Annotated in this window: 8 protein-coding genes; 5 read left to right on the top strand and 3 right to left on the bottom strand. The window is 39.2% G+C overall.

Going from position 1 to position 12,182, the window contains the following annotated elements:
- Position 1 precedes the first annotated feature (1 nt).
- Positions 2 to 1,048 carry a CDP-glycerol glycerophosphotransferase family protein gene (locus ACSLUO_RS05900; RefSeq protein WP_448247038.1) on the bottom strand — a complete coding sequence of 349 codons (1,047 nt, stop codon included), beginning with the start codon at positions 1,046 to 1,048 and terminating at the stop codon, positions 2 to 4.
- A gap of 396 nt (positions 1,049 to 1,444) precedes the next feature.
- Between ACSLUO_RS05900 and leuA the strand changes: the two genes are divergently transcribed.
- The 4 genes from leuA (at position 1,445) to leuD (ending at position 6,262) form a co-directional block, all read left to right on the top strand.
- Positions 1,445 to 3,010, top strand: a complete 1,566-nt coding sequence (leuA, locus tag ACSLUO_RS05895) for a 2-isopropylmalate synthase (protein ID WP_448247037.1) — start codon at positions 1,445 to 1,447, stop codon at positions 3,008 to 3,010.
- A gap of 54 nt (positions 3,011 to 3,064) precedes the next feature.
- The gene (gene leuB / locus ACSLUO_RS05890) at positions 3,065 to 4,162 is read left to right on the top strand and encodes a 3-isopropylmalate dehydrogenase (protein ID WP_448247519.1); all 1,098 of its coding nucleotides are present in this window, start codon (positions 3,065 to 3,067) and stop codon (positions 4,160 to 4,162) included.
- A 71-nt stretch (positions 4,163 to 4,233) separates the two neighbouring features.
- Positions 4,234 to 5,655, top strand: a complete 1,422-nt coding sequence (leuC, locus tag ACSLUO_RS05885) for a 3-isopropylmalate dehydratase large subunit (protein ID WP_448247035.1) — start codon at positions 4,234 to 4,236, stop codon at positions 5,653 to 5,655.
- A 10-nt stretch (positions 5,656 to 5,665) separates the two neighbouring features.
- Complete coding sequence (gene leuD, locus ACSLUO_RS05880; protein WP_448247033.1) at positions 5,666 to 6,262, top strand: 3-isopropylmalate dehydratase small subunit; 597 nt, start codon at positions 5,666 to 5,668, stop codon at positions 6,260 to 6,262.
- Between the two features lie 92 nt (positions 6,263 to 6,354).
- On the opposite strand, the gene ACSLUO_RS05875 is transcribed toward leuD, so the two are convergent.
- The gene (locus ACSLUO_RS05875) at positions 6,355 to 7,947 is read right to left on the bottom strand and encodes an AAA family ATPase (protein WP_448247031.1); all 1,593 of its coding nucleotides are present in this window, start codon (positions 7,945 to 7,947) and stop codon (positions 6,355 to 6,357) included.
- Positions 7,948 to 8,094: 147 nt separating this feature from the next.
- On the opposite strand from ACSLUO_RS05875, the gene ACSLUO_RS05870 reads away from it, so the two are divergent.
- Positions 8,095 to 9,354 carry a multifunctional CCA addition/repair protein gene (locus ACSLUO_RS05870; protein WP_448247029.1) on the top strand — a complete coding sequence of 420 codons (1,260 nt, stop codon included), beginning with the start codon at positions 8,095 to 8,097 and terminating at the stop codon, positions 9,352 to 9,354.
- Between the two features lie 78 nt (positions 9,355 to 9,432).
- On the opposite strand, the gene ACSLUO_RS05865 is transcribed toward ACSLUO_RS05870, so the two are convergent.
- Entirely contained in the window at positions 9,433 to 12,006 is a 2,574-nt protein-coding gene (locus ACSLUO_RS05865; protein WP_448247028.1) for a TonB-dependent receptor plug domain-containing protein, read from the bottom strand.
- Positions 12,007 to 12,182 lie beyond the last annotated feature (176 nt).

Genomic DNA, 12,182 nt, shown 5'->3' with positions numbered 1-12,182 from the left:
TTTAAAACTGCCAATAACCAAGCCGTTTTCTCATTTTTATTTGACGTAAAATATTTAACGGCTTTTTCTTTTTAACCGACACCTTACCAGATAACACCTCATCAACAGCTTGTAAAACCCGCTCAGAAGAACGGCCATCATGATAAGGATGTGTTTGTTCGATAAAATGTTGAATATTATCCATTAAAGGTTTAGGTTTTGCTAAGCCATGCTCAATTGATTGCTCGAGTAAATCAGGCTCAGTAATATTAATTAAATAATCTTTTGGCGCAATATTGTTAAAAGTAACCACTGGCTTATTTAATAATAAAAACATCAATAACACTGACGATGTATCACAAACCATCAAATCAGCTTCTTGTAATAATGGAATGACATTATCTGTTTCAACAAAGGTTAAATAATCATTTTCAATGGTTTTATATTTTTCTACAATTTCAGCTGGCATCTTAGGGTGAAATTGCACCAACCAACGCCATTTTCCTGAAGCACTTAAGCGCTTAATTTCATCAAATAAATGTGGCGCGCTGGTTAAATTTCTTGAAAAGGTAGAACAAAACAGCACCGTAGGTAATGAGTTTTTATCAACTGCTTTCTGCTGTTGATAAAGCGGATCGATTGCACACCAGCCCGTTTCTTTGACATGGAAAAAACCATATTGCTCGGCTAAATCCTTAAATTGCTCGGTTGTATTTGGCCCTTGTGTACAATAAAGATCAAAACTTCCACGAATAGTAAAATGATCCTCTCTGCCTTTTCTATTTTTCTTACCTGCATTAAATCCATGAAAAACACCAACCTTTAAACCCGGTATAAAGCTAGGTACAACATTCCCCGGTACAAATACCGCATCAGGTTGATAAGCTTGAATTTCTTTTACTGAAAGTAAGCGTTGTTCATCCGAGTGAAAAAAATCTACATTTACTTGTTTACCTTCCATAAACCAAGCAGCAACATCACCTCTCGCTAAAATAGCTTGTTGCAAGGGACGTAAAATGGCAAAACTATAGTTTTGAGAAATATAAAAAAGGAAACGTTTTTGACTCATATTATTTTTTACAGCAAGAGGTTATTTAAATACCCCGCCATTATAATTCATCACTTTTGAAAAGATAGCTTGAACAGCCATAATCAAAAGATAAAGCCAGACAACAGTTATTTGTTTACATTAATTTTAACTTAACTATTGCAGTTTATTTTTAAATACGTTAAAACATCACCATAGATTCAATAAATCGAATAAATACATTAAATAATCATGAAAATTTTACGCAACAACACAACTTTATTACTGCTCCTCGTATTAAAAATACGCGGAAGATTTGTTATTGCTTAAAATTTATAAAGAATAAACATCAAACCCGCGTTATAATTCGCGGGTTTTTTTTTGCCTGCGCTTTTTACGTGATCAAAAATACGTTTTAAAATTACTGAGGAATTACGCATGACTGCTAACACAAATGATAAAGTAATCATCTTTGACACCACATTACGCGATGGCGAGCAGGCCTTAACCGCCAGTTTATCTGTTCACGAAAAAATTCAAATCGCCCAAGCTATTGAGCGTTTAGGGGTTGATATTATTGAAGCAGGCTTCCCTGTTTCTTCACCTGGCGATTTCAACTCAGTTCAAGAAATTGCTCGCACGGTGAAAAACTCGATAGTTTGTGGTTTATCACGTGCTGTAGAAGCTGATATTAAAGCTTGTGCTGATGCCATGAAAGTAGCGGATCAATTCCGTATTCACACTTTTATTTCAACCTCTGATGTACACGTACAACAAAAATTACGTAAAGGTTTTGATGATGTTGAAGCGATGGCGATTCATGCCATTAAATACGCGCGTCAATTTACTAACGATGTTGAGTTTTCTTGTGAAGATGCTGGCCGTACGCCAATTGATAATTTATGCCGCATGGTAGAAAACGCCATTAAAGCCGGTGCAACAACCATCAATATTCCTGATACGGTAGGTTATACCTTGCCAAATGAGTTTGGCGGTATTATTACCCAATTATTTAATCGCGTACCAAACATTGACCAAGCGGTAATTTCTGTACATTGTCATAACGATTTAGGTTTAGCAGTAGCTAATTCTATGTCTGCGGTGCAGGCTGGTGCTCGTCAAATTGAATGTACCATTAACGGTATTGGTGAACGTGCGGGTAACTGTTCATTAGAAGAAGTGGCGATGATCATGAAAACTCGCCAAGACTTATTAGGTGTGCATACCAACATTAACCATCAAGAAATCGCACGTACTTCCAAGTTAGTGAGCCACTTATGTAATATGCCTGTACAACCAAACAAAGCAATTGTCGGTAGTAATGCCTTTTCTCATTCGTCAGGTATTCACCAAGATGGCATGTTAAAAGCGTCAAACACTTATGAGATCATGACACCAGAAAGTGTCGGAATTAGTAAAACCAAATTAAATTTAACCTCACGTAGTGGTCGTCATGTTATCAAACATCGCATGGGTACTTTAGGGTATAATGAAGCTGATTTTGATTTAGAAACCTTATACCAAGATTTCTTAAAATTAGCCGATAAAAAAGGCCAAGTGTTTGATGATGATTTAGAAGCCTTATTATTTAACATTCAGCAACACGACACCCAAGAGCATTATCAAATCATTAATGTGAATGTTCAGTCAGGCAGTGGTGAATTTGCCACCGCTGGTGTTAAAATACGCGTTGGTGACAGTGTTCAAACACAATCAGCCACGGGTAATGGTCCGGTTGACGCTTTATACCAAGCAATTAAAAAAACCGTTGATGAAGATATTCAAGTTGCTGACTATAAAATATCAAATAAAGGTGCCGGTGAAGACGGTTTAGGCGTTGCTAACTTAGTGGTAAAATGGAATGAGCGTAATTTCCATGGTTATGGTATTGCCACTGATGTCATTGAAGCTTCAGGGCAAGCATTTGTTTCAGCATTAAATGCTATTGAACGCGCTAAGCACATAGCCTCATTACGCGAAGAGCGCCAGCAAGCAAGTAAATAATTAATTAAATACACAGAAAAAACGCAAAATTTAAGCAAAAAACTTAATAGGAAAATTATGTCTAACATAGCAATATTAGCCGGTGACGGTATCGGACCAGAAGTAATGAGTGAAGCTAAAAAAGTATTAGCCACTGTTGCGGAAAAGTTCAACTTCAGCTTAACCTTAAATGACTATGATGTAGGTGGCTGTGCTATCGACAATCATGGTGAAGCCTTACCAAAGAGCACCATTGAAGGTTGTGAGCAAAGCGATGCTATTTTATTCGGTTCAGTAGGTGGCCCTAAATGGGAAGGTTTACCTCCAGCAGAGCAACCTGAACGTGCTTCATTATTAGGTTTACGTGGTCATTTTGGTTTGTTCTGTAATATGCGCCCTGCTAGCTTATTATCAGCCATGTCGCACTTATCGCCTTTACGCGCTGATATTTCATCGGCAGGTTTTGACATTTTAGTAATGCGTGAATTAACCGGTGGCATTTATTTTGGCGAACCAAAAGGACGTAGCGGTGACGCAGGCAGCGATGAAGAGTATGGTTTTGATACCATGGTATATTCTCGTAAAGAAATTAGCCGTATTGCTCACTTAGGCTTCCAAGCCGCGCAAAAACGTAACAAACGCGTAATGTCTATCGACAAAGCCAACGTATTACAAGCTTCAGTTTTATGGCGTGAAGTGGTTAATCAAGTAGCCACTGAATACCCAGATGTTGAATTAGCTCATATGTATGTTGACAACGCAGCCATGCAGCTGGTTAAAAATCCGGCACAATTCGACGTTATGTTATGTTCAAACCTAATGGGTGATATTCTTTCTGATATTTGCGCCATGATCACAGGCTCTATGGGGTTATTACCATCAGCAAGCTTAAATGAAAGTGGTTTTGGTATGTATGAACCAGCCGGTGGCAGCGCACCTGACATTGCAGGAAAAGGTATTGCTAACCCAATTGCTCAAATTTTATCTGCTGCCCTAATGCTCCGCTATAGCCTCAACCAAGGTGACGCGGCAACAGCGATTGAAAATGCCGTTTCAAAAGCATTAGAAGATGGCAACTTTACTGGTGATTTATTAACACCAGGTAGTACAGTTAAAGCAAAATCAACCCGTGAAATGGGCGACATTATTTGCGCCAATATTGCAGCTCAATAAGCGCTGGTATTAAAAACAATACTCAGCACAATACGCAATAACGGCACAGCAACAAAATAAGGATTTATAAGATGGCTTCCACCTTATATGAAAAATTATATTACCAACATTTAGTTGAAGAAAAAGAAGGCGAAACGCCACTTTTATACGTTGACCGTCACTTAATTCACGAAGTGACGTCTCCGCAAGCGTTTGCAAATTTAAAATTCCATAATCGTCCAGTGCGTAGACCAGGTCAAACCATTGCAACCATGGATCACAACATCTCTACGCGTTCAGCCGATATCGACGCTGCTGGTGAAGGTGCCGCTAATCAATTACGCACCTTGAAGAAAAACTGTGAAGAGTTTGGCATTCAATTATTTGGCATGGGTCACAAAAACCAAGGTATTGTCCATGTTATGGGGCCGGAGTTAGGGATCACACAACCTGGTCAAATTATCGTTTGTGGTGACTCGCACACTGCAACACATGGTGCTTTTGGTGCTTTAGCTTTTGGTATTGGTACCTCGGAAGTTGAACATGTGTTAGCAACACAAACTTTACGTCAACATCGTGCTAAAACCATGAAAATTGAAGTGACTGGCAAAGTTGGTAAAGGCATCAGCGCTAAAGATATTATTTTAGCTATTATTGGTAAAACTGGCTCTGCCGGTGCTACCGGTTATGTGGTTGAATACTGTGGTAGCGCTATTGAAGCGTTAACCATGGAAGAGCGTATGACCATTTGTAACATGAGTATTGAATTTGGTGCTAAAGCGGGTTTAGTCGCGCCAGATCAAACCACGTTTGATTACTTACAGCACAAAGAATATGCGCCTAAGTTAGACGATTGGGATGCTGCTGTTGCTTATTGGAAAACCTTAAAAACGGATGACGATGCAACGTTTGACACAACCTTAACCTTAAAAGGTGAAGAAATTAAAGCGCAAATGACTTGGGGTACTACTCCTGGTCAAGTAACGTCAATTGATTCTGTCGTACCATCACCTGATGACTTTTCAGATCCAGTTGAAAAAGAGTCTTGTATTAATGCCTTAAAATATATGGGCTTAACCGCAGGTACTAAATTAACTGAAGTTACCGTTAATAAAGTATTCATCGGTTCATGTACTAACTCGCGTATTGAAGATTTACGCGCTGCTGCTGACATCGTTCGTAGTTATTTAGCAAAAGGCCAAAAAGTGTCTGATAAAGTGGATGCGATTGTTGTACCTGGCTCTTACCGCGTAAAAGCACAAGCTGAAGCAGAAGGTTTAGCACAAGTATTTATTGATGCCGGTTTTGAATGGCGCTTACCGGGTTGTTCAATGTGTTTGGGTATGAACGATGACCGTTTAGAAGAAGGCGATCGCTGTGCATCAACGTCAAACCGTAACTTTGAAGGCCGTCAAGGTCGTGGTAGCCGTACTCACTTAGTAAGCCCAGAAGTTGCCGCAGCTGCAGCAATTGAAGCGCGCTTTGTTGACTTAAACGCCGACTTATCAGCTTAGGAGCAAAACAATGGAAAAATTTACATCATATACAGGTTTAGTTGCTCCGTTAGATATGGCTAACGTTGACACCGACCAAATTATTCCAAAACAGTTTTTACAAAAAACTGAACGTATTGGTTTTGCTCCCCACTTATTTCACGATTGGCGTTACCTTGATTTTGAAGGCACAAAACCAAACCCTGATTTTGTTTTGAACTATCCAAAATACCAAGGTGCTACAGTATTACTAACGCGTGAAAACTTTGGTTGTGGCTCAAGTCGTGAGCATGCGCCTTGGGCACTACAAGAGTTTGGTTTTAAAGTGATTATTTCATCAAGCTTTGCTGATATCTTTTACGGTAACTGTATCAACATCGGTATTGTCCCTGTTAAACTAAGCGAAGCAGAAGTTCAGCAGTTATTTGAAGCCTCGGCAGAAAAAGAAATCAACATCACGGTTGATTTACCATCACAAACAGTGACTTGTGGTGACTTAAGCTTTAGTTTCCCATTAAATGGCTTCCATAAATACTGCTTAGCGGAAGGTGTTGACAGTGTTGGCTGGACATTAAATAAAATCGATTTAATTGAAGCCTATGAAGCGAAACGTCCAAGCTGGGCATAAGCTTTAACAAAATCAATAATATCGAAAAAAACCGCGGAAACGCGGTTTTTTATTGTAAAAAGATTTGGCAGGCTCTAAATTATTAAGCTTATTTATTCCCAACTTGATAATGACGGCAGGCTAAACTGCTCACCTTTATATTGTAAAATCACCAGTTGACGCTCAACCGCTATCAGCTCAAGATCGTCGCTGATCATATCACCCACAAACTTTTCTTGGCCGTTAACTTTCACCGAGCCAAAACCATCTGATTCATATAAATGCATTTCAAAGTTTAGCTTTGGAACGCCATTTTGAACCCAAGCCGGCATGTCGGTTAAGGTTTTAACTTGCCACGGTGTTTTGTCTGATTGTGGTGGTTTATAGCTGGTTTCTGCTGCATCTAATGCTTTAGTTTCTTCAATAGCGGTTTGAAATAACGATAATAATTCATCTGATACACCATCGGTTTGTTCCACTTTAAAGTCGGGCACTTTTCGAGGATTACCATCAACCGCTAACAGTTCAGGTTCCACCAGCTGTTTTTCTTTATTTTTTTGAATTTCAGCTACTTCCTCTACAGGGGCTTTTTGTTCAGTTGGAACTTGCTCATCCCCCAAGATTTGTTTACTTGCATAGTTAGCTTCAGGTTCAATATAAACTTCAGGCTTGATAACTGGCTCTGGGGTTATCTTTTGAGCTGTTGAGGTATTTACCACTTGCTCTGGCTCAGGAGCAACAACTGGTGGCGGTGGTGTCGCTACAATACGAGTGTTTTGTTGATTAGCAAACCAAAAGCCGGTAAATAAAGCCGCTGATACTAAAACAGCCACTGTAATAGCAACCACAAAAGTAACTTTAAATAATGCTTGTTGCGACCATTTTGGCGCTTGTTTTTCCTGACCTAGCGCTTCATATGAAGCACTAAGCACCGTTTTTTTATTTACTAAGGTTTGATTACTGCTATAAGCTCTTAATAATGAGCGGTCGCATAATAAATTTATCAACCTAGGAATGCCATTCGATAATTTATGGATCAAACTAATCGCACTGTCGTTAAATAACATTCGTGGACTTTTAGCAACATCTAAACGGTGTTTTATATACTGTACAACTTCTTGCTTAGTAAGTGGCATTAAGTGATAACGAGCAGTAATGCGTTGTGCTAACTGACGAAGATCCTGACGTTGTAATAACTGCTGTAACTCAGGCTGACCTATTAAGATCACTTGCAATAATTTTTTTGTATTGGTTTCTAAATTGGTTAATAACCTAAGTTGCTCTAATACTTCAGGCTGCAAGTGCTGAGCTTCATCAATAATTAAAACAGTATTTAAACCAGACTCATGATTTTTTAACAGTTTTTCTTGAATTTTATCGGTTAAGGTTTTTAACGTAGCACCGGTTTTGCGATAACGAATTTTAAGCTCATCACAAATCGTTGCTAATAATTCTTGTGCTGACAGGGTCGGGTTTAAAATAAATGCCACTTGTGTATTTTCAGGTAATTGCTGTAAAACACAACGGCTTACTGTTGTTTTACCGGTACCAACTTCGCCAGTTAGCAAAACAAAGCCGCCAGTATCTCCTAGGCCATAAGTTAAATGAGTTAATGCCTCACGGTGGCGATCACTCATAAACATAAAATCAGGATTAGGTGCAATGGAAAAAGGCAATTCTTGCAAGCCGAAATAATTGGTATACATAGTTAACCGGTCAATGAAATTTAATAACGATGAAAAACTACCCCGTTAAGCGCCATAAGTCAAAAGCTTAACTTATTTGATTATCCTTAATTTAACCGTCTATGGTATTATTTAGTTATTAACCTCAAACATATTCTAGTCTAAACAATGCCAAAACAATCAATAACTGACACACTAAATATATACCTTGTTGGGGGCGCGGTGCGCGACCAATTATTAAAACGTGAAGTTATTGAACGTGATTATTTAGTCGTTGGCAGTACGGTTGATGAAATGCTGTCACTTGGTTTTACACAAGTGGGTAAAGACTTTCCGGTATTTTTACACCCACAAACAAAAGCAGAATATGCCCTCGCCCGCACGGAAAAAAAAGCCGGTCAAGGTTACACTGGTTTTACTTGTTACGCAGCGCCTGATGTGACCATAGAAGAAGATTTATTACGCCGAGACCTTACGGTAAATGCCATGGCATTAGCCGATAATGGTGACTTAATCGACCCTTATAACGGCCAACAGGATCTAAACAACAAAGTGTTACGTCATGTGTCATCAGCTTTTGTTGAAGATCCATTGCGCGTGTTAAGAGTGGCACGTTTTGCCGCTTGTTATCATTCTTATGGTTTCACCGTGGCTGAAGAAACCATGGCCTTAATGCAAGATATTGCGGCTAGCGGCGAGTTACAAGCGTTAAGTGCTGAGCGAGTTTTCAAAGAACTTCAACGTAGCCTTGAAGAAGACCACCCCGACATTTTTATTCAAGTACTCAAAGACTGTGGCGCTTTAGCTATTTTATTGCCGGAAATTGACTGCTTATGGGGAGTACCAAATCCGGCAAACTGGCATCCTGAAATTTGTACCGGCATACATACCCTTTTAGTTTTACAGCAAGCCGTTAAGTTGTCGCCAAAAGCATCGGTTAGGTTTGCCGCCCTGTGTCATGATTTAGGCAAAGGTATAACACCACAAGAACATTGGCCAAAACATCATGGCCATGAAACCAGTGGTTTACCATTAGTGAAAGCCGTTTGTCAGCGTTTAAAAGTTCCTAACGACTATCAACAACTTGCATTAAAAGTGTGTGAATTTCATTTACATTGCCATAAAGCGTTTGAATTAAAACCGTCAACTATCTTGCGAGTATTTAATGCCTTAGATGTGTGGCGAAAACCTGAAGAATTTGAAGACTTTTTGTTAGCTTGTACTGCCGATGCGCGAGGTAGAACCGGCTTTGAAAATAGAGACTATCCACAAACCGAATATTTAGCAAAAGCAGCTGATGCTGCCAGAGCTGTGTCGGCTCAACCTTATATCGAACAAGGGTTACAAGGCAAAGCGATCAAACAAGCAATTGACAATGAAAAGTTAGCTAAAATTAGCCAAATAAAACAACAATATTCTGATAAATAAAAAAGCTTAAAACCAAGTCGGCTTTAAGCTTTTTATTTTATAGTTAAGTTTAAGGTTAAGTTTTACATTTAAGTAAAATTAAAAGCTGTAAGTTGCTTTCATATAATAGAAGCCACCATTGTAATCAAACGGACCACTTTCATAATACACACCACCAATCGCACCATAAGCTCCTCCTTGTTGCAGCTTTTGCGCTTCTTGGTCAAATAAGTTATTCGCCCCTGCGGCAACTTTCCAAGCATCATTAACAAAATAGCTCATTTCGGCATCAATAGTGATAGCAGAATCTGCTGTTTCGCTCCATTGAGGATCATTTTCATCGGCATGTACGGCAAAATATTCGCCAAAATAATTAGCTCGAATAAACATGCTGACATCATCCCAATTTTGATAAATGGTAAATGTGCCTCTATGTTCAGGAATACCTTCTTCTAACCGTCTAACTTTAAAGTCTGATGTATATTGCCCCTTATTATCAACCTCAGTCGCATTATAGTTATACGCTAAGCTGAATTTTGTATCACCACCAAATAGCCCCATACTGTAATTAGCAACCACATCCAAGCCTTGTGTGGTGGTATCAAAGTCATTAGCAAAAAAGGTCACTAAATCTAGGGTTTCAGGAAACTCCACTCCAGCGCTGCGTAAGCCTGCATAATCTGATGGTAGAACTGATATTTTACTGGTTTGAGCGATGCGATCCGTCACCTCAATATGGTAATAATCTGCCGTTAAGAAAAATCCGCTGTTTTCATAAACGACACCAAAAGCAAAACTTTCAGACTCTTCCGGTTGTAACGCCATACCACCATAATAAACCGAGACAGGGTGCATCGGTGGGTAAGTAGCTGCTTGTACTAAATTACCGTTAAAATTAGTTGTTTGTGTGTTAACGACATTTTCTTGGCCTACAGTTGGCGCACGAAAGCCTGTACTATGAGATGCACGTAACGAAATTTCATCACTTAGCATATATTGTGCGGTTAATTTGTAGTTAGTGGTATCGCCAAACGATGAATAGTCTTCATAGCGTAATGCAGCCCCCACTAAAAAGTCTTCTGTTAAGTTTGCTTCCACATCAATATAAGCGGCAAAACTTCGACGGGTATTTTCCCCTTGCGATTCAGGACTAAAACCGGCAAAACCATGCGCACCAGCAACAAATTCTTGCTCTGCTAAACGGCCTTTTAACCAAGAAGCTTCTTCGCCTGAAATTATTTCAAAGGTATCTTCTCGCCACTCAAGCCCTGTTGCTACATTCATCGGATCTAATAAGCCAACATCAACTTGTTGGGTTAAATCAAAGTTAAATGCTTTTTCTAATTGAATATATTTACCAGTATTAAAAAAGTTAGGAGAATCAGGCCCCATTGATGGGTTAACAGTATTACCTAAGAAAAATTTAGATTCATTACGCCCAACCGAGCCACTAATATCATAATAAGCTTCGTCTAAAAATCCGCCTTTAATTTCACCTTTAGTGCCTACCACTAAAGAAGTATCTGTTATATTGCCACCAAATTCAGGCGTATATCCACCAGGATACATCTCGTTAAAAGCAAAACAGTTTTGGCCTACAGCAGTGTTAGGATCGGCAATTAACGCATAATCGGCTTGTGTTAACACATTATCGGTAGTGATATTAACGGTTGGACAAGTCACTCCTTGATTTAAACCATCAAGATCGCCGACTAATAATGTACTACCTTCATCTAATGAGTAAACATTGCCACGCGTGTGGGGATTTCGATAATAAAAACCACCGGTAACATCTCGTTCGGAATAATTTCCAAAAAGATAAAATTCTTTATCATTACCTAAATCTAAACCGACATTGGCAAACAAAGTAATATCATCATCAATTTCAGGATTACCCCATACTTGCGCAGCTGGTGTCCTGATCGCCGTATTACCGGCATCTAATATAGCTTGGGCATCTGGCCGTTGCACACTTCGGCTAGTAGCATCGGCGGCTTTATATTGCATAGATAAATTAACAAAGCCTTGATCGGTAAAAGGTAAGCCAATGTTGCCATCTAAAACAGTAGTATCGCCATCACCTTCATAATAAGAGCCTTGACGAAGTGAAACAGAGCCACCGTCGGCATCATCTTTTAAAACAAAATTCATTACCCCAGCAATGGCATCTGAGCCATATTGTGCCGCGGCACCGTCACGAAGTACTTCTACTTGTTTTAAGGCAATACTTGGAATAACTGAAATATCAGGCCCTTGTGCGCCATCATTAACACCACCGCCTTGAAAAGCAATTACTGACGCTCGATGCCGACGTTTACCATTTAATAAAATTAACGTGCTATCACTAGATAAACCACGCAAGTTAACCGGACGGATCAAAGTAGCGGCATCACTGATAGGTTGTGTGCGAGCACTAAAAGAAGGAACCGCGGCCTGTAATTGATCAAGCATATCGGCAGAAGCATTTTTTCCTAATTCATCGCCCCCCACAATATCAACAGGTACAGGTGAATCAGCAATCGATCTTGGCGCAGCACGAGAACCCACTACGGCGATACGTTCAATATCGGTGGCTTTAGCTTCTTGTGCAAGAGTATTAAATGAAGTAGTTCCAAGCGCACAACTGATCGCTAGTGCAAGTGAACTAGTGGATACATAGTTAGACTTATTCATCCCTTAATTTCCCTTTAATCATCATATTTTTAGGTAATATTTATTACAACTTAATGTAAACAAGACATTTTTTAAAAAATGTTTAAGTTAAATTGAGTTATTAAAGGTATAAGACAGGAATCTACGCTTTACAAGTTTATGTGGATTTTTTACTCTAAACATAAGTTAAACTAAAA

The organism is Thalassotalea agariperforans (assembly GCF_053470345.1).
This window is presented reverse-complemented; position numbering and strand designations above follow the sequence as displayed.

Excerpts from the sequence above, each read along its gene's own strand:
- ACSLUO_RS05875 (WP_448247031.1), bottom strand. The coding sequence starts at position 7,947 with ATGTATACCAATTATTTCGGCTTGCAAGAATTGCCTTTTTCCATTGCA.
- ACSLUO_RS05900 (WP_448247038.1), bottom strand. The coding sequence starts at position 1,048 with ATGAGTCAAAAACGTTTCCTTTTTTATATTTCTCAAAACTATAGTTTT.
- leuD (WP_448247033.1), top strand. The coding sequence starts at position 5,666 with ATGGAAAAATTTACATCATATACAGGTTTAGTTGCTCCGTTAGATATG.
- leuA (WP_448247037.1), top strand. The coding sequence starts at position 1,445 with ATGACTGCTAACACAAATGATAAAGTAATCATCTTTGACACCACATTA.
- ACSLUO_RS05870 (WP_448247029.1), top strand. The coding sequence starts at position 8,095 with ATGCCAAAACAATCAATAACTGACACACTAAATATATACCTTGTTGGG.
- leuC (WP_448247035.1), top strand. The coding sequence starts at position 4,234 with ATGGCTTCCACCTTATATGAAAAATTATATTACCAACATTTAGTTGAA.
- ACSLUO_RS05865 (WP_448247028.1), bottom strand. The coding sequence starts at position 12,006 with ATGAATAAGTCTAACTATGTATCCACTAGTTCACTTGCACTAGCGATC.